This window comes from uncultured Nostoc sp. (assembly GCF_964245575.1).
In the GTDB taxonomy this organism is placed as follows: domain Bacteria; phylum Cyanobacteriota; class Cyanobacteriia; order Cyanobacteriales; family Nostocaceae; genus Nostoc.
In genome coordinates this window covers 1-22,960 of the sequence record NZ_CAXTNP010000122.1, presented here as the reverse complement: position 1 = coordinate 22,960, position 22,960 = coordinate 1, and the positions used below count along the sequence as shown (strand labels likewise).

Sequence of the window (22,960 nt, the reverse complement as noted above, 5' to 3'; positions counted from 1 at the left end):
TAACAAATGCAAACTCCGAAATAACAAATGCAAACTCCGAAATAACAAATGCCAAATGCATAGACGTAGCCAGCCGTAAGCATTGCTCTACTCTACTGCTGCAAAACCCAACGGCGAAAAAGTTCAACCATAATCCGCCAGTTTCCCTGAGTTTCCTCAACTACATCATGACGCTTCAGAGTATTCAGCGCTTCCTGTAAATCGGCATCGTTCATACCTGTAGACTGAGCTAAGGCATTCAGACTTAGCCCTTCTGGGTAAGGTGCAAGTACTTATACAATTGCTTGTTGACCCTCAGCACCCCGCGCCGCCTGACCCCAAACGCCATCAAGGTAATAGCGTCCCCGTTTGAAAAACTCAGGGTTATTGATAACTGCTTCCACGTCTTCTACTATGAAAACTGGGTCACGCGATCGCCTATTTCTCAAATCTGGAGATACTCTAAGATTATCAAAGGTCTATTATTGCATACCATCTCAAACTCTACTCAATAAAATAGAAGTCAGAGGATATTTATTTAAACATGGAGTTGAGAGTTATAAAAATGGACTTTTCACTCCTAGTAACTTTCCGATTTATGCTGCTTGTCATAATATTGGTAACTTCCAAAAAACTTGGAAGATTGAACCAGGACAGCACCAAGTCAGCATACCCATTATCAAGTATGTTGGTAGCTACAGAATTGTTGACAGTAGTTTCTACTTTAACTTGGATGTTGGACAGTAATTTCAGTCTTCTGTTTAAAAGCGAAAGTGAGTAATAGTTTTATGGCTTACAGCGAGTTTAGTTTAGCTAAAGCAAAACAAGAGTTTAGTCTAAACATGTTAGAAAAACGCGATATTTTTGCTGCTGTTCCTGAATTAGCAGCGAGTAATTTACTTGTAGAAACACTCAATTATAATCTGGATATTGCTTTAGGTAGTAATAGTGAAAAAGCTCGTTCTGAGTTAATTATTGCGCCAATTTTAGTTGATTTACGCCGACAATTACGCGAACAAGTTAGTTTATTCTCTGGAGTAGATTTTACTGTAGATAATACCAAAGGATTAAATGGCACTTGCGATTTTATTATTACCAAATCTCCAGAAATTCTGATTTTGACAGCACCAGTAATTACAGTTGTAGAAGCTAAAAAAGAAAATATTAATGGCGGTTTGGGTCAGTGTGCAGCCGAAATGGTAGCAGCCCAAATCTTTAATCAGCAAGCTGCAACTGAGATTAAAACAATTTACGGAGCAGTCACAACTGGCAGTATTTGGCAATTCCTCAAACTAGAACAACAAATATTGAGCATTGATTTAAGCGAATATTATCTCAAAGATGTGAATAAAATTCTGGGGATTTTAGCCAGTGGTATTTCTCAAGAAAATTAACAAAATGTCAAACAGCTTAATACCGAATTCGCGGATCTACATAAGCATTTAAAATATCAATCAAAATGCTGGCGCTGACAACGATCGCACCAAAAAATACTAGCACTCCCTGGACTGTGGGATAATCGCGATCGGCGATCGCTTGATACAATCGATTAGCTAACCCAGGCCAAGAAAATGTTACCTCTGTCAAAATCGCCCCACCCAACAGAGATGCAAAGGTTAATCCCAAGACTGTAATCACTGGAATTAGCGCATTTTTTAAAGCGTGGGAGGCTAAAATCTTATTTTCACCAATACCTCTGGCTCTAGCAGCTTCTACATAATCTGCTTTCAAGGTTTGCTTTAAATTCACTCGTACAATTCGCTCAAAAATCCCACTGAGCAAAATTCCCAAAGTGAGACTCGGTAGGGCAAGATGATGCAAAGATGTGAAAAACTGGGTGAAATTTCCACCGAGTAGGCTATCAATTGTATACAATCCAGTCACAGGAGTGGGAGCCGGAAGATTAGGCGGAAAGCGGTTGGAATTTGGAAACCAACCCAGTTGGACTGAGAAAATTAACTGCAAAAGCATTCCCGCCCAAAACATGGGGAGTGCGTAGGTGATGATCCCAAACAAGCGCCCACCGACATCGAAATATGTCCCAGGACGAGAAGCGGAAAGAGTCCCAACCGCAATTCCGATGATGAGTGCAACCGCCATACTAAATACTGCTAACTCCACCGTCGCTGGGAAATATTGTCCAATGATGTCCCAAACATTCTCTCCCCGACTCAACAAAGAACTTCCCAAATCAAAGCGCAGTATGCTTCCCAAATAATTTAGGTATTGTAGCCACAAGGGAAGGTTTAAACCTAGTTGTTTTCGCAATTCTTCTTTAGCAGCTTCTGGCGCACGTCCACCGAGAATTGCATCAGCAGGATCTCCTGGTGTTGCTCTTAGTAAGAGAAATACAATAGTAATGATGGTTAATAGCTGAAGTGGCGCGAGAAGCAATCGAGAAACAATGTAATATTGTAAAGCTTTAGAGCGAGACATATTTATGTAGGAGTTAAGAGTTAAAAGTTAGGAGTTAAGAGTCAAAAGTCGATAATTTGCAGTTAGGAATTATGAATTAAGATAGACAGCTAGCTTGCAAAAATTTTTTAATTACTATATTGAGTGAAGTTGAACATCTTTATTCTGCTCATAATTTTGTAACTTTTGCAATAAATCTAATTAAAAATTCCTAACTCTTAACTCCTAACTCCTAACTACTGACTACTTTTTAATTGTCTGGTAAACCAGAATTTGGGTGGGATTAAGTTGTACGCTGTTCACACCATTTCGGGCAAATACATAGTCTTTGCTTTGCCATAAAGGAACATAAGGTACATCAGTAGCTACTTGCGTTTGAATTTCTGTAAAAATTTTCTGACGCGCTTCGGGATTTAGTTCTTTGCGTTGCTGATCAATCAGTTTATTGATGGCTTCGCTATAGTAAAACGAACCCTGAGTTTGACTGCCTCCATCTTCGCATCCTTTAGCAACTGAACCTTTATCACAAGACAAAAATGGCTGGACGTAATTATCTGGGTCTAAAAAGTCTGGATACCAATCAAGTAAGGCTCCTGGATATAAACCTTTAGAAATGTCTTTAAAGAAGGCTGGGCCTTCGGCGGGGGTGACTTCAAATTGCAGTATTCCATCCATTTTGGCATCCACAAGAGATTTGAGCGTCTGTGCTGCCAAACTACGAGTAGGTGAACTAGAAGGATACCAAATTTGTACTTTTGCCGGATTCTCTTTAGAAAAACCAGCAGTAGTTAACAATTTTTTAGCTTGATCAAAGTTAGCATCACCATATTTTTCTTTAAATAATGGCACAGAAACTTTCAACGTTGTTGGAATCATGCTATAAAGCGGATCTGCTTGACCAAGTAACGCCCGCTCATTTAAGAGTGGACGGTCAATTATTGACGCGATCGCTTGTCTTACCTCTAATTTATCTAAAGGTTTTTGATTCCGGTTTAATACCAGATAACTTACTACACTACCCTCAGCTGCGATCGCTTGCCAATCCCCTTTTTTACCACCTTCTTCCAAGCTCCGATTTTGATCTGGCTGTAGCGACAGATAAGCTACATCGATTGCGCCTGTACGGAAAGCATTAAACAAATTAACCGGACTAGTTTGAATTTGGAGGTTAACACCCTTGTTAGCTGGTTTTTCTCCCCAATATTTATCAAACGTATCAAATCTGATTGAATCAGTACCATACTGTCCTAATTTGTAAGGGCCAGTTCCCACAAAAATATTCGGCTTGAATTTACCAGCACCAAGTTCGTAAGCTTTTGGCGAAACTGCACACACCCCAGGAAACGCCAGCAGTGAAGGAAACGCTGCGAAGGGCTTTTTCAGCTTAATGGTTAACTCATACTCACTTGTCGTTTTTACCGAATCTACTATATCACCTAGTAAAAATGAAGGTTTTCCTTTATTTTGAATAAAGCGGTTGATGGTAAACGCCATTGCTTGGGCATTGAAGGGAGTATCATCGTGAAAAACCACTCCCTGACGTAAGGGGATGGTATAAGTTAAGCCATCTTGAGTGACTTTAGGTAATGCTGTAGCTAGCTGGGGCTTAATTTCAGTGCTTCCTGGTTCGTAGGTGTAGAGGCGATCGCTCATATTAAACACCAAACCTAAGGATGCTAACTCATAAGCATCAGCCGGATCAAGGGTTCTCGGCTTTGCTGTTGTACCTATAGTAATACGATCATCACCTGTAGGGCTATTCACAGAACCCGATGGTGGCGTAGTTACCTGTGGATGAGGAGCGCAACTAACAACTAAAAATAAACATAGACAGAACAAAGATAAGAATTGTGTAATCCGACCCCACCGTTTCACGGACAAGGAAAACCAGGTCATACAGTTAAATTTTATGTAATGAGCGGTGAGTGATACTACTATATATTCGCTACTTTTATAGCAAATTTTACAATTCATTACTACTGTACATACTTTTATAGAGGGTTTTGCTCAAGTAGATAGATTATATGTATTCAAGATGATTAAGTACAAATACATAAATGCTAACTATAGTATGTAGAAATTTAGTATGCATCAGTTTAGTACTATTTTTAGTTGTCTTAGCAAAATTCTATGAGAGCTGAGATACTTGATAAATTCGGAAAACGAGTCAGAGATGAAAGATTACAGAGAGGACTATCCCAAGAGGAATTAGCCGAAAAAGCAGAACTTCATCGGACATACATAGGAATGATTGAAAGAGGCGAGAAAAACATCACTCTTATCAATATTGAAAAAATAGCTAAAGCCCTGGTCATAAGTGTAGATGAATTATTAAAAGGTATTACTTAAAAGTGCTTCAAGAACAACAAGAAGAGAAATGGATAAATGATATTCACAAATATTGTCAATCGTTAAATATATCAATTAACGATTTATACAAAATTGTAACTGATTTAAAAGTTTCTCCAATGATTCGTGGCAAAGCTTTTGAGTTTTCTACATACTCTAGATTAAAGCAAATTTTGCCTGGGGAAAAATGGATTGTAACAAAGCCTATGATGAATGCACAAACTGGAACACATGATATTGATATAAAATTGGAACATAAAGACACAGGAAAAACGATATCTATTGAGTGCAAGTTAGCGAAAAAAGGAGATTTCAAAGTACTCAAACAGAATAAAAGCGGTCTTGGTCAGAAAGGGGATTATTTGATACCTGTTAAATGTATGCGTTCACGAACTACTAAGAGTAATGACAAAGCCTTAGCAGCAGCAAACAAATTCAACGTTCCTATTGATGCTTTTATTACACATAGTGACCAATATCGTACATCTAGTTTTCATGTTGTTGCTACTTCTATTGGCAATGCTTTTTATGAAACAGGTGAAGATGAAGAGGCAAATATATCATATAGATTTAATCCTACCCAGGAAGGTATGGAATTTATAAAAAAGCTAAATCCTCCTAATCTTACCGAAGCATTTATACAAGAATTTGTTTATAACAAAGTTTATCTTGCTAGTTCTTTTGATATAGTTGTATCACACGAAACAGGCATTATTTGTGGAAGAAAAAAGTGCCTAAACAAGTCTAATTGTGGTTTTATACCTAACTATCCAGTTATTAATTTTGGCAATGTTCAAAATTTAGAATCAACAGTAATTCCATATCCAAAAAATAAATGGATAGAAATAGAAAAATGCGAAGCTTTCTTCGACGAATTACTTCCAAAAGTTTAGACTATCACCTAATTTACATTAATTATTTTATACAAATAATTCAAACTTTTAAAATTAACTGTTCATAATTTTGAGAAGTAGAGTCAAGAGAAAAGTAATTTAATATAAAAATTTCTTTCCCCTTATATCGTTCGCCTTTAAACTTATCTTGTTTACTTTTTCCATTTTTTTGATCGTCGGTTCTACTAATTGTATAATTCCATTCTTTGTCGTGTATTTCTAATGCCCATTCATATAGTTTTCTAATTTCTTCGCTATTATCGTAAGTTATAAGAAATTTTATCCTCTCCTTATGTCTGTTTAATATTTGGCATAGCCTGAAATGATCGTCTTTAGAAAATGAATGAGTATAAAATTTATCTTGATCTGCATTGAAATAAGGAGGATCAATAAATAAAAAAGATCCATCACGTACAGATTCGATAACTTGTTCAAAGTCGAGATTAGTAATTTTAACGTTTTGAAGTTTCTCAGAAGTTCGACGTATATTTCTGGGCCAATTCTCTGGACGCATACTGTACTTTTCACCATATCCCCAATAACAGTTCTGATGCTTCATGATTCCAGAGTAGGAGGTTCTGTTGAGGTAAAACCATCTACCAGCTTGTTCTAATTTATTTTGTGGTATGAATTCATTTTTGTAATATGTATGTCTTTCTTTAGTAGCAGATTCATCTTCTAAAAATTTTATTAAGTCTTCGGGTTGATCTCGAATTATTAATAAGGTATTTATTAATAATTCATCAATATCATTGAGCCAATTAATATTTACTTTATCTTTTACAAAAAAGATAGACCCACCCCCAGCAAAAGGTTCAGCATAATAAGAGTGAGAAGGAATATGATTAAGAATTAAATTACGAGCATAAAATTTGCCACCAGGATATCTAAATGGTGAGTTTATAGGTTTGTTCATAATTACCTGAAGTATTCATAAAATTATGTTTTAACTTTGCTAACTATAGTATACATAAATATTTATTGTAAACTTGGTAATAAAATAAAACTAGTAGTTTAAAATAAGATATTATGATTTTGTTATTTCTTGTACTGAGTTAAATGAGATAAACAAGTATTTTTCCTATTAATAAAACGTAGGCAATAATAATTTAAATAGCCTTAATTTAAAATATCATTATTTATACGTTATTAAAAAATAATATACGATATCCTAAACAGCAGATTGAAAGTCTAATAGTGAGACTAAGAGCGTGAAATATTTCTTTCTATCTGAGGGATGGGCAGTTGCTAGAGTCTGGGCATCTGATGGACTCTGGCAAATAACCGCATGGCGACGCCAACCAGATATTCAGCGAATGAATATTTGTTTAGTGGAACAAAACGAATTGCTATGGCTTTATCGAGTTGAAGAAGCCGTTTTAACCGTGGAAGTCAAGCCAACAACACCAGTAATTGCCAGTCAGACCATAGGTCAAGTAGTACTCAAGCGCTTGATGAGCGCCGAACAGGTAATTGAACGCCTGGGTACGGCTGAGACGAAATGTCACCTGCAAAACATCCAATTGGTGGTTCAGTAGATAGTGAGGCATAGGGGATGGGGCATTGGGAAGAGGACTTGGGGATAAGGAAAATTGGGGACAAGGAGAAGGGAAAGACTTGTTGCAAGTTCTCACCTTTTGTCCCCTTGTCCCCTGCTCCCCCTGCTCCCCGCTCTTCGAGAGGGGGCTATGAATCTTACCTCATCTGATTAGGAAAGGCTATAACTCTGGAAAATCCCAGAATTACCCTGAATTTTAAAAGTTAGGAGTTAAGAAGAATTCCTAACTCCTAAACTCCTAACTATTCATTAAATTAGGCAAAGGCTGCGGTTGTCACATCGTTATTCGACAGAATTTCTTGCAACTCTTCAGCGTCTACCGTTTCTTTATCAACCAACATTTGGGCTATCTGATCTAAAATGTGGCGGTTGCGTACTAACACTTCTTTAGCACGTGTATAGGCTACATCCACAAGTTTACGGACTTCTTCATCAATGGCGGCGGCGGTTTCTTCAGAGAAATCACGCTCTGACATGATATCTCGTCCCAGGAACATGTTACCTTGTTGACGACCAAGAGCGACTGGGCCTAAGCGATCGCTCATCCCGAATCGGGTGATCATCTGACGCGCAACCCGCGCTACTTGTTGAAGGTCATTAGAAGCACCAGTGGTAACTTCTTCTTCACCAAAGATTAATTCTTCAGCAAGCCGACCACCCAAAGCCACAGCCATCTGATTTTCCAGATAAGCGCGGCTATATAAACCTGTGTCCATCCGGTCTTCGCTGGGGGTAAACCAAGTTAAACCACCTGCACGACCGCGAGGGATGATGCTAATTTTCTGCACAGGATCGTAGTCTGGCATCAAGGCACCAACCAAGGCGTGACCAGCTTCGTGATATGCTACCAAGGTTTTGCGCTTTTCGCTCATTACCCGGTCTTTCTTCTCTGGGCCAGCTAACACGCGATCAATCGCATCGTTGATTTCATCCATCGAAATCTCAGTCAAATTCCGGCGGGCTGCCAGAATTGCGGCTTCATTCAACAGGTTGGATAAATCTGCGCCAGTAAATCCAGGGGTACGACGGGCAATTTTATCCAAGTCCACATCTTTCGCCAAGGTCTTACCACGGGCGTGAACCTTGAGAATTTCGCTGCGTCCGGCATAGTCGGGACGGTCTACCACAACTTGACGATCAAAGCGACCAGGACGCAAGAGGGCTGCATCTAGGACATCAGGACGGTTGGTAGCGGCAATAATGATGATGCCAGTATTACCTTCAAAGCCGTCCATTTCTGTGAGCAACTGGTTGAGGGTTTGTTCCCGCTCATCGTTACCACCACCTAAGCCTGCACCCCGTTGACGACCTACGGCGTCAATTTCATCAATGAAGACGATACAAGGAGCATTGGTCTTAGCTTGTTCAAATAAATCGCGGACGCGGGATGCACCCACACCTACAAACATTTCCACAAATTCTGAACCGGAGATTGAGAAGAAGGGTACACCTGCTTCACCAGCTACGGCACGAGCTAGGAGGGTTTTACCTGTACCAGGAGGGCCAACTAACAACACACCTTTAGGAATTTTTGCACCAACAGCAGTAAAGCGATCGGCGTTTTTCAAAAAGTCTACGACTTCGTTTAATTCCAACTTGGCTTGGTCAATACCAGCGACATCGCCAAATGTCACCTGGGTTTGTGGTTCCATTTGCACTCTGGCTTTGGATTTGCCAAAGTTCATCGCTTGGCTACCTGGGCCACTTTGAGCGCGACGTAGCAAGAAGAATAAGCCAACCAAAAGCAATACAGGGAAAAATAAGCTACTTAGTGCCTTAAACCAAAATCCTTCATCAGTTTGGGGCAAAACAGAAATATCAACGCCTTTAGAAGTCAAAGTATTGATCAAGTCTGGATCGTTGACTAAGGTAACAATCCGTTTAGCCGGGTCATATTTGGGTGTAACCAGTGCCGTAGAACGGTCTGCACTCAAACTGACTTTTTCTACTCTGCCTTGTTGAACTTCTTGAATAAAGCGACTATATCGCCATATCTCTCTGCTTTGGGGTTGTTTGTCAAAAAATGCTGTTCCCAGCGCAATTACGACAATAAACAGCAGCGCGTACAGCCCTGCATTTCTCCATCTTTTATTCACTAAGGTCTATCCTCCGGTATTTTTCGCGCAATCGCCTAGCTTCTCTGCTCGCAAAGGTGATTATTAAGAATTATGTTAACTTATCTTAAGATATAACAAATTTGGCGTGGCTGTCATGCTAAAAAAAGCTCCCTCATTAGCTGAAAACTATCATGGTAGGGATTACATTGTAGCGACCCTGAAGGCAGATGAACTGTATGAATGGGAATAATTTCTACCACACTATTAGTGTAGGCGATCGCTTCAAATTTCTGGACTAACTCAAGGCTCCAAGTTTCTTCTCGCACTGGCTGTTGGTGATTTTTCAACCAGTTTACAAGTTGCGATCGCACAATTCCCGGCAAAATTCCGGCTGTCAACGGTGGCGTGTACCAACTGCGATCGCACCATCCCCAAAGGTTGCCTGTGCTGGTTTCTAGCCAATTTCCTTGAGCATCAACTAATATTGCTTCTTGAGCATCTAAACTAGTTTTTGCTAACCAAGCACTCAAATAGTTTCCAGTTTTATGAGAAGGGAGAGAGCGATAAAATTCCGAACTTGCAACAGCGCACAAAATACCATTATTTTGTTTTTCTGTCAAATATTGTGGTAATAATCTGCCAGTTATCCACTCCCGTCCATCGGGAAAAAGGGTAATTCTGAGAACAGGGAAGTGTGGGAGGAGAATTTGAGCGCCTTGACGTAGACGGTTCCAATCTGGTTGCTGCCAACCAAAAGATTGTACTGAGGAAAGTAGGCGATCGCAGTGTGCTTGCCAGTTAGTTAAATTATTATCTAGTGAGTTCTGATAAACCCGCAATGTTGTAAAAACAGTCGCCCCATAAAGTAAACCCGGATCATTAATGTTTAATTCTAGGGTTTGGGAGTAAATTAATTTACCGTCATACCAAAAAATATTATTTGTCACAACCAAATTGCTTGTCGCTACAACTCCATTGAAAAATGATGACTTGTAATGCTCATACGCTGCATGAGATAAAACCTGTGGGCTGCAAATCGCTGAACACCAGAATCAAGACTCAGGTGTTTACAGTCATGATTTATGGCATATTCAATTAGCCACTGAAATAGCTGTTGGCCATAGCTATGTGACCGATTAAACTCATCAACGACTAAATCATCAATGTATAAAAAGTTTCCCGATGCTAAACAACTAGAAATGCGAAATCCAGCCACTGCCAGAGTTTGCTCCTCTATTTTCAAGAATGCAAGTTGATATCTTTCTTTCATTTGATATCGAACTTGTTCTACAAACTTAGCTTACTCAAGGTGAGGGCGCAACTGGGAAATAACAGGAAAACACTCTAATATTTGAAAGTCAGATTCTGCCAATTGTATTGACATCAGTGTTAACCTACTCAATCATGTGTGATAAATTTTCAACTAATTGGGCGAATATAGTTTGCTACTACACTTGCGGCAACCCGTTATAACTAATAATTTAATCTTTTGGGGGGAATACAATTTTATGAGTCCCTTCAGGAGTTGTAAGAACTTTTCCTCCCAAAGCTTCAATTTCCCTAATTGCACGTTTTTGAGTTCTCTCATCAACTTGATTATTTAAAATTATTGCCCAGGTAGCAATTTGAGCATATTTACTATTAGGATTTCGACTCAGAAATTCAGCAGTTTTTTGGGAAGTATGAGCGATCATCTGACTCTCTGGATCTGAAAATTTACTAGCCCAGTTTGCAGCCATTGCAAAAGACTGTTCGGCAGCTTTAGCGTTGCCTAAAAATAATAACTCATCAACTCCTTTATAACGCCATACGTAATAAGACTTTTCGGGAACTGAAGGAGATAGTGATTTTAAGCCTTTCTCTGCTAGTGCGATCGCACGTTCTGGCATACCAGCATACAATGAAGTACTGATAGAAAGACTGCGATACGCTGCTAAAAATCGTGGGTCACGTTCGAGGATGATTTCAAAGTATTCTGGACTTAAACTGTAACCTGTTTTATCCCGAACTTGATCGTCTCCGAAATATTGGATAAAATTGAGATATACCAAATCTGCAATGAAATTATTATAACCAAAAGTAGGCGTTTTTTTGAGAAAATTAAGACGGATATTTTCAGCTTTTATTTCTTTATCTAAAGTTTCTAAAGAGGCAGATTGGTTGCTATTTATTAGTTTTTGCAATTGGGGGAATTGAATCAAGCCAACTCCTAAAATACACATACAAATTACAAAAGGTGTAGCAAAAGCTTGACGAGATAACAACATATTTTCCTTGTCTTTATCATCACAGTCATATCATTGTATACATAGTGATATAGCAAAAGTCAGCCTACACTTGTGCGTCTACGTTTTGCTATAGCGCTTATCGGTTGAGTGCAATACAGACCTAACAAGAACAGCCCCAACCCTTGTAGAGGTGCAAAAATAAATAAGTGTTAATTTATACTTTTATAGTGTCCATGCTCGGAGATATACTTTAGGTTGATTTGTGTATAAATAGGACCTAATTTATACCTATTGTAACGAAGTGCCCAAAAGCTAATTAAATAATTCTTTCAGAATCACACCCTTAGGACAATGGCGAGAACTCCTACCGTAGTGCTGCACTTATCGCAACGCAGTATCTCCAAAATTTAAAATGGTATTATCCTTTCTGTAAGATAAATTTGGCGTTGAGAAATTACAACTTTTCTTTAGAAAAAGCTTCTGAAATTATTAAGTTGTTTTGAGTTTATTTACTTTTATTAAGTAAAAGCCTTGGAAATTTTGACATAACCTAAAATTGTATTTTGTTTATAGTTAAATCTGTAACCTCTAAAATATTATGGTGAATAATATTCTTAACGAAAACACGGAAAGTAATGGTCAAGCTATCGGAAATGAGGAAAATAATACTCAACTTAGCAAACCAAGTAGTGAATTTAAAAAAAAAGTTAAAAAGCTGAACACTAAAGGAGAAGGATTCAATATTGATGATGTTATTGATACTATTAAAACAGCAATAGTTGAAGTTGTAGAGTTAGAAATCACCACTTGGGTTCCAGACTCCCCTACTCAGTTAGAACAACCACAAGAGCAACAAGTTGCTCAACCAGGTAATCGAATGTACACCGTAATTAATCTAATTGATGGTGATATAAATAATGAAGTTGGTAGTCAATTTGTTGGTAGTGGCTCATATACAGAACTTCGTGAATTTCATCTAAGTCAAATCAAAGAAAGTCGGGAGATTATGCAAAAAAATATAGAAAGTTTGCAGAAATTATATGAATTTTTTATAGAAATTATGAAATCTCGTAAAACTTCACAACAACCACCATCCCGTCCATAGTAGTTTTTATTTATTAATAGTCACACTAAAATACCTACAGGATATGAACTTGTCCAAACCTGTAGGTAAATTTGCTTTAGAGAAATTAAGGAAGTTATTACTATGCCTAACAAAATTCAAGAACAAGCCAAAGATTTGCTAGAGAAACTAGTCTCATCTGTACATGGATTAGTCGATGATATTACAGCTTTAGAAGTAAATACAATGGTTGTGGAGCAAATTACTGGCGCAAAGTTTAATGCTTGGCAAGCGTATGAAGAGATTTATTCAATAAATGACAAAGACTACTTTGATGTCAAAGGAATTCCAAATCCAGACGATTTACCAGAACCAGAAAAAACTCAAGCTCAAGAACTACGCGAACGCTATACAAGTCTATTTTCGCAACTTGAAAGAGAATATTTTTACATTCTCCTTGAACAAAGTAATGAGACTAGTGAGCCAGACCCCAGGATCATACAATATCAGCAACGTCTTAAATATCAGGTAGAACATAAAGCAAATATTGTTCCAACTGATGAGGAATACATAAAGTTAGCTCGACCAATATTGCCTGCTCCAACTCCTATTCCAGATCAAGAAGATAATAATCAAAAAAGTTTGCGCCAAAGGTGGCAAGAGATTGAAGAACTTTTGAATAATGATAAATTTATTCGTACCCTGCGGAAAATGTCTGAACTTAAAGCTGCACTTAATAGTGGTGAAATTACCAGTGTAGATATTGATATTATTTATGCTCAAACTGTTATGCAGTTAGATGGAGATATTATCAGCCGTTACCATAAAAAGGTATTTGAATTACCTGAAGGAGATAGAAATTTAATCCTAAAAATACATAATGAAGGGATAGTTGCTGGAGAAAAACAGTGGCGTGGAACACTAGATTTTCTGATTAATATTGTACAAAATATTGCAAAATTATCCCGAAATGAACGCTTATAAAACACACATAGATCCTCAAGCTGATGTTCAATTATCTTTCTTTCTGCAAATCCCTGAAGGCACTCCTATTGAACTTGAAATTAAAGTTGAACCAGGACAGTATACTTTTTATTTAAATCAGGCAATTTTAAAACAAATTGAGCAAGCAAGAGAAATAGGCTGCTCTCTGTACATTCCGCCAAAATTACTAGCTTATCTTTGGTACTACAACTGCTTTAACGATAAGATTTGCTTTAGTAATAATACTATGCAATCCAATCAATTAGTAATTAGTAAAAAAAAGTTTCAAATTTTTGATAATACTTTTATAGTAAATTTTATTAGATTATTATGGAGTAAAGCATTACAAAATAAATCGAGATTACAGTATGGACTTACTTTTAATTCTTATTATAAAAAAGATGCATCAGCTTTATATTTTTGGCAAGAACAGGATATTGTCTTACAAAGCAATGTCTTATTTTATGGCGACATAATTCACAAAATCAGGAGTGATTTTATCCAAGTTCCTGAGTGCTTAAATATTGTTTATGTGCATTATTGGCTTATTGAACAAATACTAAGCTGTCTTCGGACTAAATTAAATCTATTAGCTTGGGAACTAGCTTCGCTATTTCCTGCTGGTTTTGTAGTTTGCAATCTCTATCCAGCAAATTGGATGCTATTAATATTTGCTTGGTTAGGATTAACTGTATTATTTGCTACTAGCCGCTATGTACTTGTTAATCAACTTCAAAGGGGTACTTCTATCAACTCTAAATTTATAAATAGGTTGATATGGACGCTGATTTGTCTCATCCCTAGCGTTGTTGCTGGTGCTACTAATAGCTTTGTTAACGTTAATGCCTTATTATTACCACTTTCCCTTATCGCCCCAAAACTTGCAGAGTACATTTTAAGTTTTATCGGGCCGCGAGTTTGGAAACTTATCATACGTAGGTTCCTCTCGTTATGAGTATTCATAACTCTTTATTTAATAACTGCCAACATTGCCCGGCGATCGCCCAATCTTCTTGAGTATGAATAACTAAAACACGTACTGCTGAATCGGGTGTGGCAATATCCTCATCAACAGGCTGCTGCTGATTTTTTTCAAGGTCTATTTTTAATCCCAAAAAACTAAAGGCTTCACAGGCGGCTTGGCGAATTTCTGCGGAGTGTTCACCCACGCCTGCTGTAAATACCAAAGCATCTAATCCGCCCAAACTGGCAAGCATTGCACCGATACCAGAACGCAAGCGATGTACGTAGATATCCCACGCTAGTTGAGCGCGGGAATTACCTTGAGCGATTGCTTCTCTCACCTCACGCATATCGCTAGATACACCTGAAATTCCCTTTAACCCGGAAGCTTTATTTAAGATATCATCCAACTTTTCGACAGAGTAATTGCAATACCGCAACAGATAAATCAAAATTCCTGGATCAACTGAACCTGAACGACTACCCATCATCAATCCTTCTAGGGGTGTGAATCCCATTGTGGTATCAATGCTGCGACCGTTTTTAATCGCCGCTAAAGAGCAGCCATTGCCCAGATGACAGGTAATTAACCGCTCAGGGGGAACATCTTGACCGAGAATTTGGGCAGCACGACCAGAACAGTACTGGTGACTGATACCATGAAACCCATAGCGACGGATACCTTGCTCTACCCACTCATATAGACCGGGATAGATTGCTGCTGCATCGGGTAGGGTGGCATGAAATCCGGTATCAAAGACTGCTATTTGAGTGACATCTTTTAAGATTTTTTCAATTGCTTCTATGCCTGAGAAAGCGGCTGGATTATGTGCTGGAGCTAGGTTAGATATACGAGCGATCGCCTTTTTAACATCCTCCGTAATTACCACACTATCTCGATAATCCTCTCCACCATGTACTATTCGATGCCCCACCACATCAATTTCTGACAACCGATCAATAACCTTGGTAGCACCTTCACTAAGTGTATTGAGCATATAACTGAGGTGTGCCTGTGGGGAATCACCAGAGATGGATTTTTGTAGTGTTGCACCCGTAGCAGTTTTCACCTCAATTTCTGCCGCACCCCGATCTTGAGTCCAGTTGATTTTCCCGAACCAAAGGGGTTGGGCTGCTTCGGTGGAGAAAGCCTCATCTGCAATTTCATACAGACAACTTTTTTGGCTGCTCGATCCGGCATTCAGCACCAATATCTTCATATAACAACATAAAAATATGACCTCCTTTGATCATGTCACCAGGTGTAACCTTATGGTTCTACCTTATAGGCATAATATGCAGCAAAGGTGTGTTTCCATCGCTAAAATTTTGTTGAATCATTTTTCCAAGCGATCGCACTTTAGATGCGCTTTTGCTGAAAAATATTGTAAGTGTGAGTAGTTTTTATAAAAATTAGAGCTTATGTTTGACCATCTATCCTTTGGGGTGAGTAATTTAGAACGCAGTCTAGCCTTCTATGATGCTGTGCTTGCGCCATTAGGTATCAAGCGCCTGTTCAATTTGCCTGACATTGCTGCTTATGGTGCTGGTATTTACCCTATGTTTTGGATTGGGAATCGCCAAGAGTTTACCCATCAGATATCCAAGGGCTTTCATCTAGCATTTGCGGCTGATAATCGCCCTGCGGTGGATGCTTTTTATCAACAGGCGATCGCTTTGGGTGCTAAGGACGATGGCAAACCTGGATTACGTCCAAATTACCACCCCAATTATTATGCTGCTTTTGTGATTGATCCTGACGGGTATCGCATAGAAGCCGTTTGTCATCAACCAGCTTAATTAGTCCTTAGTCATTAGTTATTATTCTCCTGCTCCCTCATCTCCTACTTTGGTAAACCCTCTACCCGCATCAAATCCAATTCCCGTTCAAATATTTCATCAATTGGCAACATTTGACCATCAACAGTCATAAATTTATGGTCTTTTGTTGCCCGAATCAATGAACCATCTTCCAAACAATACTCAAACACCTCTTGTTGTCCGCGATCGTGCCACTGTGCTACAGGTTGCGTGTAAATATTTCCATTATTATCAACGCTGTACACAGTACACTCAATGCCTTTTTCTACAATCTCTCCAATCGGCAATAAACCATATTCAACTGTCAATATTTCCGTGTCATAGCTTAAACAATATTCAGCAAACTTTAACATTTGCTCAAATAATTCATCCGCAACTTTTTTCTGAACACCATTTTTAGCTGCGCCATCCACGAATTTTTCTCGCTGCTTTTGCATCTCAGAAACTTTCTTTTTACCCATCGCCCGACGCAGCAAGTCAGCTTGTCCTAAAGAATATCCCGCCATATCTTGAGCAATTTTCATGATTTGCTCTTGATAGACCATAATTCCATAGGTTTCATCTAATATTGGTTCTAAAATGGTGTGTTGATAATCAATATTTTCTCGACCATGTTTGCGGTTAATAAATTTAGGAATCAGTCCCGCATCTAATGGCCCCGGTCGATAAAGTGCCAAAATTGAAGAAATATCTTCTATATTAGAAGGCTTCAAATCTCGCACTATCTGACGCATCCCGGAGGATTCTAATTGAAATATTCCTTCTAACTCACCTGCTTCTAATAGTTCATAAGTTTTTTGTACATCTTTTGGCAGAGTACTATGTTCCCCTTTAGCTAATATCTTCTGTGCTTTTCTTTCCTGGTGGGTGATTTCATCAGGATCAACAGAATATCCTTTAGTTTCTTGAATTAAATCAAGGGTTTTTTGAATTAGCGTCAGGTTCCGTAAACCTAGAAAATCCATTTTTAACAAACCCATTGATTCTAGGTCTTCCATGAAATACTGGGTAATCACCGAACCGTCATTATTCTTTTGTAGCGGCACAATTTCATCAAGTGGCTCGGCAGAAATTACCACACCTGCTGCATGAACACCAAAAGTTTTGTTAGTTCCTTCAATTCGCATCGCCATATCAAGCCAATGGCGAACATGGGGTTCTTTATCATATTTCTGTTTAAACTCTGGTTCTGGGGTTTGATCGGAAATCATCACCTTGAGTTTAGTTGGTTTACCTCGCACCACAGGAATTAATTTCGCCATTTTGTCAGCTTCACCGTAAGGAATATTTAATACTCTGGCGACATCTTTCAAAACGGCTTTAGAAGTTAGACGGTTAAAAGTAATAATTTGGGCAACTCTATCTGCACCATATTTATCAGTTACATATTCAATTACTTTATCGCGTTGTTCAATACAGAAATCCGTATCAATATCAGGCATGGATTTCCGCTCTGGGTTCAAAAAGCGCTCGAATAGTAGCCCATGATGCACAGGGTCAATGTTGGTAATTCGCATCGCATAGGCAACTAATGAACCAGCCGCCGAACCACGACCGGGCCCCACAGGAATGTTATTATCTCTAGCAAATTTGATGTAGTCCCATACAACTAAAAAGTATTTGGAAAAACCCATCTGCTGAATCATTTTTAGTTCGTATTCCAATCTTTCTTTATAGACGGAATCAACTTCATGACGAGATTTGCGATTTAACCGTTCTAAAAGTCCGTTCCATGCAACATCTTCGGCGTAAGTATCAGCAGTATGACCAGAGGGAATTGGGGGTGTAGGAATCTGAGGCTCACCCATAATATGGTAAGGCTCGACTTTATCAGCGACTTCTTCAGTGGTAGTTACAGCTTCAGCAATCACATCATCTGGTAAATGGTCACGAAATAGCTGCTGCATCTCCTCGCCAGATTTGAGATACTCTGTGCCGCTATAACGCATCCGCTTATCTTCAATAATTAGCTTGCCAGTTTGAATACATAGCAAAGCATCGTGGGCTTCAACGTCAAAACAAGAAATAAAATGCGAATCATTGGTAGCAACAAATTTAATCCCTAGTTCCCGCGCAATTTTGACGATTTCAACATTCACAATCCGGTCTTCTTGGGAACCGTGGTCTTGAATTTCTAGATAATAATCATCACCAAATACATCTTTATACCACTGAGCAACTTTTCGGGCTGCATCTGGTCTATTACTGAGAATCGCTTGGGGAATTTCTCCACCCAAGCAAGCGCTGGTGACAATCAAGCCTTCATGATATTGTTTTAGTAAATCTTTATTAATACAAGGACGAGAAAAAATTCCTTTGCCTTGAACACCTTTGAGGTGAGAAATTGTGGTTAATTTGACTAAATTTTTGTAACCTTTGGTATTTTTAGCTAAAACAACTTGATGATATTTCGGACGGCGTTCTTGTTTTTCAATATCGCCGTTAATGATATACATCTCATTGCCGATAATCGCCTTAATATTATGACTACGGCAGATTTTGATCAGTTCAACGGCTCCATACATGACACCATGATCAGTAAGGGCGATCGCTTTCATTCCCAGTGCGATCGCTTGATCCACCAACTCTGGTAGCTGACTTGCTCCATCAAGTAGACTGTAGTCACTGTGAATATGTAAAGGGACAAAGGACATAAGCATCTCCAACCACAAGCCAAGATATCTCTAGGGGCCTACCTTGTGGTATACCCTTTCGAGCTAGATTTTGCAAAGCAACGGAATCTTAGATTAACAGTTTTTACCTAAAATTAAAGCTGTTCTTTTTCCGAAATTGTCACTATCATCAGTGTTGTTTTAATAGTTACAGCAGTTAATCAGCATCTAACTAATGAGTCAAAAAGAGAGTACTACTTCGCCTGAAACCAAAGCTAGCCCTTGGTGGCAGCGTATCCCTCTCACATTGCAAATTCTTATCGCCCTAGTAGCCGCAGTCAGCGTTGGAATTGCCCTTGGTGCGGGGAATCCCAATCCCAGTAATGCCACTTTAATCAACAATTTAGCAATTCCAGCTGAATTGGTGCTAAAGGCTCTCCGCGCCCTAGCTACGCCCCTGATTTTGGTAGCGGTGCTGCACACCTTAATGACTACGAATATCCCCGGTACAGCCGGACGGCGGTTAGCAGTGCTACTTTTAACTAACACTACTGTAGCTATTTTAGTCGGGCTTTTCGTAGCAAATGTGCTGCGTCCGGGGACTTGGGGTAATGTAGCCACCTCAACAACTACAGAAATAACTACTCAGAGTCTTGATCCTTGGGGAATACTCAAAGATGCTGTACCGGAAGCTGTACTGAAGCCATTAGTTGATAATAATGTCATTCAACTAATTGTGATTGCCCTGAGTTTTGGCATCGTTCTGCGGGCATTAAAATCTGAACAAGTTGCCCAAGGCAAAAAAGGATATCAGCCGATAGAGGATGTCATCGGGATTTTGTTTGAGGCGGTAGTCCGTGTCCTCAACTGGGTAATTGCCTTAGTCCCTTTCGCAGTCTTTGGGATTGTTGCTAAAACCGTTGCTATGCAAGGATTTGCACCGTTTAAATCTTTGGGTGCATTTATCGTGGCGGTGCTGTTAGCACTGGGATTACAAGCGTGCTACTATCTCACCAGAGTAAAATTTGGTTCTTGGGTACACCCGCTAAAATTTCTAGCTGGCGGTTCTGATGCCTTTTTGACAGCTTTCTCAACTTCTTCCTCTGCGGCGGCAATGCCCATAACTTTTGAAGTTTTGCAAACAAAAGTTGGTTTAAGAGAATCTTCTGCTGCCTTGGGGGCATTAGTAGGGGCAAATTTCAATAATGATGGTACTGCCCTCTATGAAGCAATGTCTGCGTTGTATATTTCCCAACTAATTGGGCAACATCTGAGTCTGGGGCAGCAGTTAATTGTCATCCTTACCTCGATTTTTGCATCCGTAGGTGCGGCGAATATTCCCAATGCTGGACTGGTAACGATGACACTAGTGTTTACTTCTGTAGGCTTACCTACCCAATACATTGCTTTGCTAGTTACTATCGACTGGTTTCTGGATCGCTGCCGCACTGCGATTAATGTTATGGGAGATATGACTGTCAGTGCTTTACTTGATGGCAAAAAGCCTCGTTCTGTAGACGACGAGGCTTAGTTTTACGGCTTTTGAGGTATCTAATGCTGTTGAGGCCCTTTGGCATCACATTCTTTAGCCCAGCAGCGTTCTAGAAGTCGAAGACGCCAGATCAATGCAAAGCGTTGAGGATTCAATACTAATTTAGTATCCTGACTAAATAAAGGCTGATTCAGATAGTGCCAAAGGGGAAATTGAATTTTGGTGTGTTTTAGAGTCATAAGAACAACAAATATTATAAAAGTTTAGTGGTGAGAGTTGGGATTTTGTTTAACAATTGCCTGATGCTATTTTTCTAGTTAAAGGCTACACTGCGTTTTTGCAGTTGTCCTGGTGGCAATTGCGGAATTTCAGTAAGTCAATTTATGTTGTTTCCGCTTTAATACTGAAATTGCACACACCATTTTTCTGATTCCCCATCCCGTGACTAAAAAGGCAGGAAAGCAGGGAACAGGGGGCAAAGGGCAGAATTTTTAAATTTACCAGCAATAGAGGGTTTCAGAGCAAATAAATTTATTTATGGTTACTGAGCGTAGCCGAAGTATGGGGTTCTCCCTCCTGCCTCCTTTGCTCTTATTTAACAAGTCATACCATTTCACAACATTCCTGGTACAGCGTTGGTAAAAGCGTACAAATCTACGTCTCTACAGTCGATTCATCTGTTACAAAGATTTTTATAAGCGATCGCATTGCCATCCAGAATCTTAACTCGGTAGCTTGTTAAAAAATCGGTTAGTGTGGCGTTGAGGTGTCGAATTATAGCTAATAAAAGACTTGTAATTTCTGTTACTAACTGTGAATTTATAGTCAATTTGATCGTAAGGCTAGTTTTATAGTAATTATTGGTTTTTAAGGGGAGCAAAGTCTTGCTCCCCTTAATATTAGAGAATAGTGAAATTAGAAACAGTGAGTGTTGTGGTACTAATGCCGGTTAGCGTTGCCAAGATTTCATTAGTAGCAGTCACTATGATGTTGTTACCAGCGAAACTTAGTTGATTGAAGGTTAGACCACTAGACAAGCCAATCAAATCGTTGCACTTGCAGAAGTCGGTAATAATATCAGTACCTTCTCCAGCAGCGAAGACAAATTTATCCTTGCCATTACCACCACTGAGGATATCGCTACCAAGACCACCGCACAAGAGGTCGTTACCATTGCCGCCATTAAGGGTGTCTTTGCCATTACCACCGTAAAGTTGATCTTTACCATTGCTGCCATTGAGGTAGTCATTACCAGGAGTGCCGTGGAGGACATCATTGCTGTTGCCACCAAAAAGGCGATCGCCCACTTGGATAGTAACCTTGGCGGTGCTGGTGAGTTGGCGATCGCTGATGGTGTAGTTAAAGCTAGCTGCACCACTAAACCCACAAGTTGGGCTAAACACGATGAAATCATCTGCCGAGTTGCTGGGAGTGCCGTTATTCTTGAGGACGGCAGTACCGTTGGTTGCAGCGCTGACACCAGTGATGCTGAGGTTGGTGTTATCGATGTCAGTATCATTAGCCAGTAAGGTATTTGCTTGAATACTCACAGCAGTATTTTTGGCAGCCGTAACAGTATCATTCACGGCAAGTGGTGCATCATTAACTGGCTTGACGTTTAATTTAAAAGTACCATCAATAGTGCCGCCATTACCGTCAGTGACAGTGTAGCTGAAACTGTCAGTGCCGTTATAGTTGGCGTTGGGGGTGTAGATGAAGTAGTCATCGGTGGTATTTCCAAGAGTGCCGTTGTCGTTGAAGGTAAGTGTACCGTTGGCAGGGTTTTTAAAGTCACTAATGCTTAGAGTATCGCCTTCTACATCTGTATATCTCCTAAGAATAGTGCTGGCAAGGATGTTAACGGCAGTATCTTCTTGGGTGCTAGCTATAGTCGCAAAGCCGTAGATGACGTAGCTTTCTCCGTTTTCAGGGGCGTAGGGGATTTGATTTGATGCCCCAATAATCAAGTCATCGGAGCCATCACCGTTGAAGTCTCCGGCATTGCTAACGGAGGAGCCTAAGAAGTTAACTGTATCAATGCCGTTGATCACAAAGCCGTTGCTGCCATCCAGAGACGAAAGGTCAAAACTAGCTCCAAAGCTACTGCTGCTGCCAAACACTACGTAGCTTTCCCCAGTCCTTGGGTTGCCGTTGGTGTCGGCATCTGGTACTCCAATAATCACGTCATCGAAGCCGTCACCGTTGATGTCTCCAGCACTGCTAAATGAGATGCCTACGCTATTCCCATTGATCGCGAAGCCATTGCTACCGTCTAAGGACGAAAGGTTAAGAACCGAACCAAAGCCACTGTTCTTGCCAAACACTATGTAGATTTTCCCAACAGTACCAGGGCTATAATCTGAACCGTAGAGGGAACCGCTTGCCCCGATAATCAAGTCATCAATGCCATCACCGTTAAAGTCTCCGGCACTGCTGCCAGATCCTAAGGAGTCATATGGATTAATGCCGTTGATCGTGAAGCCATTGCTGCCGTCAAGGGATGAGAGGTCAAAGCTAGCTCCAAAGCCACTGCTCTTGCCAAACAC

General features: G+C 39.6%; 22 protein-coding genes. 11 read left to right on the top strand and 11 right to left on the bottom strand.

The window, feature by feature from the left end; genetic code table 11:
- The 3 genes from ACFFAP_RS19780 to ACFFAP_RS19770 all read left to right on the top strand — a co-directional run.
- The coding region (locus ACFFAP_RS19780) for a hypothetical protein (protein WP_375512803.1) at window positions 1–200 on the top strand (200 nt) is incomplete at its 5' end.
- 193 nt (window positions 201–393) lie between these two features.
- The gene (locus ACFFAP_RS19775; protein WP_375512800.1) at window positions 394–726 is read left to right on the top strand and encodes a hypothetical protein; all 333 of its coding nucleotides are present in this window, start codon (window positions 394–396) and stop codon (window positions 724–726) included.
- Between the two features lie 41 nt (window positions 727–767).
- Complete coding sequence (locus ACFFAP_RS19770) at window positions 768–1,373, top strand: hypothetical protein (protein ID WP_375512802.1); 606 nt, start codon at window positions 768–770, stop codon at window positions 1,371–1,373.
- A 16-nt stretch (window positions 1,374–1,389) separates the two neighbouring features.
- Here ACFFAP_RS19770 and ACFFAP_RS19765 read toward each other — a convergent pair whose 3' ends face one another.
- Both ACFFAP_RS19765 and ACFFAP_RS19760 read right to left on the bottom strand, forming a co-directional pair.
- On the bottom strand, window positions 1,390–2,415 hold the full coding sequence (locus tag ACFFAP_RS19765; protein WP_375512799.1) for an ABC transporter permease: 1,026 nt from the start codon (window positions 2,413–2,415) through the stop codon (window positions 1,390–1,392).
- Window positions 2,416–2,637: 222 nt separating this feature from the next.
- On the bottom strand, window positions 2,638–4,290 hold the full coding sequence (locus tag ACFFAP_RS19760) for an ABC transporter substrate-binding protein (RefSeq protein WP_375512798.1): 1,653 nt from the start codon (window positions 4,288–4,290) through the stop codon (window positions 2,638–2,640).
- Between the two features lie 234 nt (window positions 4,291–4,524).
- Between ACFFAP_RS19760 and ACFFAP_RS19755 the strand changes: the two genes are divergently transcribed.
- Window positions 4,525–4,743: a helix-turn-helix domain-containing protein gene (locus ACFFAP_RS19755; RefSeq protein WP_375512797.1), complete on the top strand. Its 219-nt coding sequence runs from the start codon at window positions 4,525–4,527 to the stop codon at window positions 4,741–4,743.
- A 2-nt stretch (window positions 4,744–4,745) separates the two neighbouring features.
- Window positions 4,746–5,636, top strand: a complete 891-nt coding sequence (locus ACFFAP_RS19750) for a hypothetical protein (protein ID WP_375512796.1) — start codon at window positions 4,746–4,748, stop codon at window positions 5,634–5,636.
- A 40-nt stretch (window positions 5,637–5,676) separates the two neighbouring features.
- Here the strand turns inward: ACFFAP_RS19750 and ACFFAP_RS19745 are convergent, their stop codons facing one another.
- Entirely contained in the window at window positions 5,677–6,552 is an 876-nt protein-coding gene (locus ACFFAP_RS19745; RefSeq protein ID WP_375512795.1) for a DNA adenine methylase, read from the bottom strand.
- A 295-nt stretch (window positions 6,553–6,847) separates the two neighbouring features.
- Between ACFFAP_RS19745 and ACFFAP_RS19740 the strand changes: the two genes are divergently transcribed.
- Complete coding sequence (locus ACFFAP_RS19740) at window positions 6,848–7,174, top strand: hypothetical protein (RefSeq protein WP_375512794.1); 327 nt, start codon at window positions 6,848–6,850, stop codon at window positions 7,172–7,174.
- 274 nt (window positions 7,175–7,448) lie between these two features.
- On the opposite strand, the gene ftsH3 is transcribed toward ACFFAP_RS19740, so the two are convergent.
- From ftsH3 to ACFFAP_RS19720, 4 genes are all read right to left on the bottom strand, one after another.
- Window positions 7,449–9,290 carry an ATP-dependent zinc metalloprotease FtsH3 gene (gene ftsH3, locus ACFFAP_RS19735; protein ID WP_375512793.1) on the bottom strand — a complete coding sequence of 614 codons (1,842 nt, stop codon included), beginning with the start codon at window positions 9,288–9,290 and terminating at the stop codon, window positions 7,449–7,451.
- A gap of 113 nt (window positions 9,291–9,403) precedes the next feature.
- A complete protein-coding gene (locus ACFFAP_RS19730) occupies window positions 9,404–10,186 on the bottom strand; it encodes an aminotransferase class IV (RefSeq protein ID WP_375512801.1) in 783 nt (260 codons plus the stop codon).
- A 29-nt stretch (window positions 10,187–10,215) separates the two neighbouring features.
- Window positions 10,216–10,521 (bottom strand): GNAT family N-acetyltransferase, encoded by a 306-nt coding sequence (locus tag ACFFAP_RS19725; protein WP_375512792.1) that lies wholly within the window; start codon window positions 10,519–10,521, stop codon window positions 10,216–10,218.
- Between the two features lie 211 nt (window positions 10,522–10,732).
- Entirely contained in the window at window positions 10,733–11,518 is a 786-nt protein-coding gene (locus tag ACFFAP_RS19720) for a hypothetical protein (protein WP_375512791.1), read from the bottom strand.
- A gap of 559 nt (window positions 11,519–12,077) precedes the next feature.
- Here ACFFAP_RS19720 and ACFFAP_RS19715 point away from each other — a divergent pair.
- The 3 genes from ACFFAP_RS19715 (at window position 12,078) to ACFFAP_RS19705 (ending at window position 14,481) form a co-directional block, all read left to right on the top strand.
- A complete protein-coding gene (locus ACFFAP_RS19715) occupies window positions 12,078–12,584 on the top strand; it encodes a hypothetical protein (RefSeq protein ID WP_375512790.1) in 507 nt (168 codons plus the stop codon).
- Between the two features lie 102 nt (window positions 12,585–12,686).
- A complete protein-coding gene (locus tag ACFFAP_RS19710) occupies window positions 12,687–13,526 on the top strand; it encodes a hypothetical protein (protein WP_375512789.1) in 840 nt (279 codons plus the stop codon).
- Window positions 13,513–14,481, top strand: coding sequence for a hypothetical protein (locus tag ACFFAP_RS19705; protein ID WP_375512788.1), 969 nt, complete (start codon window positions 13,513–13,515; stop codon window positions 14,479–14,481). The genes ACFFAP_RS19710 and ACFFAP_RS19705 overlap by 14 nt, the downstream gene beginning before the upstream one ends.
- 4 nt (window positions 14,482–14,485) lie before the next feature.
- Here the strand turns inward: ACFFAP_RS19705 and ACFFAP_RS19700 are convergent, their stop codons facing one another.
- Complete coding sequence (locus ACFFAP_RS19700; RefSeq protein ID WP_375512787.1) at window positions 14,486–15,709, bottom strand: acetate kinase; 1,224 nt, start codon at window positions 15,707–15,709, stop codon at window positions 14,486–14,488.
- A gap of 202 nt (window positions 15,710–15,911) precedes the next feature.
- Between ACFFAP_RS19700 and ACFFAP_RS19695 the strand changes: the two genes are divergently transcribed.
- A complete protein-coding gene (locus tag ACFFAP_RS19695; RefSeq protein WP_375512786.1) occupies window positions 15,912–16,289 on the top strand; it encodes a VOC family protein in 378 nt (125 codons plus the stop codon).
- 44 nt (window positions 16,290–16,333) lie between these two features.
- Here ACFFAP_RS19695 and ACFFAP_RS19690 read toward each other — a convergent pair whose 3' ends face one another.
- Window positions 16,334–18,964 (bottom strand): DNA polymerase III subunit alpha, encoded by a 2,631-nt coding sequence (locus ACFFAP_RS19690; RefSeq protein ID WP_375512785.1) that lies wholly within the window; start codon window positions 18,962–18,964, stop codon window positions 16,334–16,336.
- A 193-nt stretch (window positions 18,965–19,157) separates the two neighbouring features.
- Between ACFFAP_RS19690 and ACFFAP_RS19685 the strand changes: the two genes are divergently transcribed.
- A complete protein-coding gene (locus ACFFAP_RS19685; protein WP_375512784.1) occupies window positions 19,158–20,453 on the top strand; it encodes a dicarboxylate/amino acid:cation symporter in 1,296 nt (431 codons plus the stop codon).
- Between the two features lie 20 nt (window positions 20,454–20,473).
- On the opposite strand, the gene ACFFAP_RS19680 is transcribed toward ACFFAP_RS19685, so the two are convergent.
- Together ACFFAP_RS19680 and ACFFAP_RS19675 are read right to left on the bottom strand one after the other, a co-directional pair.
- Window positions 20,474–20,653 carry a hypothetical protein gene (locus ACFFAP_RS19680; protein ID WP_375512783.1) on the bottom strand — a complete coding sequence of 60 codons (180 nt, stop codon included), beginning with the start codon at window positions 20,651–20,653 and terminating at the stop codon, window positions 20,474–20,476.
- A gap of 660 nt (window positions 20,654–21,313) precedes the next feature.
- Window positions 21,314–22,960: cadherin-like domain-containing protein (locus ACFFAP_RS19675; RefSeq protein WP_375512782.1), on the bottom strand; the 1,647-nt coding region annotated here is incomplete at its 5' end.

Excerpts from the sequence above, each read along its gene's own strand:
- ACFFAP_RS19775 (WP_375512800.1), top strand. The coding sequence starts at position 394 with ATGAAAACTGGGTCACGCGATCGCCTATTTCTCAAATCTGGAGATACT.
- ACFFAP_RS19770 (WP_375512802.1), top strand. The coding sequence starts at position 768 with ATGGCTTACAGCGAGTTTAGTTTAGCTAAAGCAAAACAAGAGTTTAGT.
- ACFFAP_RS19765 (WP_375512799.1), bottom strand. The coding sequence starts at position 2,415 with ATGTCTCGCTCTAAAGCTTTACAATATTACATTGTTTCTCGATTGCTT.
- ACFFAP_RS19760 (WP_375512798.1), bottom strand. The coding sequence starts at position 4,290 with ATGACCTGGTTTTCCTTGTCCGTGAAACGGTGGGGTCGGATTACACAA.
- ACFFAP_RS19755 (WP_375512797.1), top strand. The coding sequence starts at position 4,525 with ATGAGAGCTGAGATACTTGATAAATTCGGAAAACGAGTCAGAGATGAA.
- ACFFAP_RS19745 (WP_375512795.1), bottom strand. The coding sequence starts at position 6,552 with ATGAACAAACCTATAAACTCACCATTTAGATATCCTGGTGGCAAATTT.
- ACFFAP_RS19725 (WP_375512792.1), bottom strand. The coding sequence starts at position 10,521 with ATGAAAGAAAGATATCAACTTGCATTCTTGAAAATAGAGGAGCAAACT.
- ACFFAP_RS19720 (WP_375512791.1), bottom strand. The coding sequence starts at position 11,518 with ATGTTGTTATCTCGTCAAGCTTTTGCTACACCTTTTGTAATTTGTATG.
- ACFFAP_RS19715 (WP_375512790.1), top strand. The coding sequence starts at position 12,078 with ATGGTGAATAATATTCTTAACGAAAACACGGAAAGTAATGGTCAAGCT.
- ACFFAP_RS19710 (WP_375512789.1), top strand. The coding sequence starts at position 12,687 with ATGCCTAACAAAATTCAAGAACAAGCCAAAGATTTGCTAGAGAAACTA.
- ACFFAP_RS19705 (WP_375512788.1), top strand. The coding sequence starts at position 13,513 with ATGAACGCTTATAAAACACACATAGATCCTCAAGCTGATGTTCAATTA.
- ACFFAP_RS19700 (WP_375512787.1), bottom strand. The coding sequence starts at position 15,709 with ATGAAGATATTGGTGCTGAATGCCGGATCGAGCAGCCAAAAAAGTTGT.
- ACFFAP_RS19695 (WP_375512786.1), top strand. The coding sequence starts at position 15,912 with ATGTTTGACCATCTATCCTTTGGGGTGAGTAATTTAGAACGCAGTCTA.
- ACFFAP_RS19690 (WP_375512785.1), bottom strand. The coding sequence starts at position 18,964 with ATGTCCTTTGTCCCTTTACATATTCACAGTGACTACAGTCTACTTGAT.
- ACFFAP_RS19685 (WP_375512784.1), top strand. The coding sequence starts at position 19,158 with ATGAGTCAAAAAGAGAGTACTACTTCGCCTGAAACCAAAGCTAGCCCT.
- ACFFAP_RS19680 (WP_375512783.1), bottom strand. The coding sequence starts at position 20,653 with ATGACTCTAAAACACACCAAAATTCAATTTCCCCTTTGGCACTATCTG.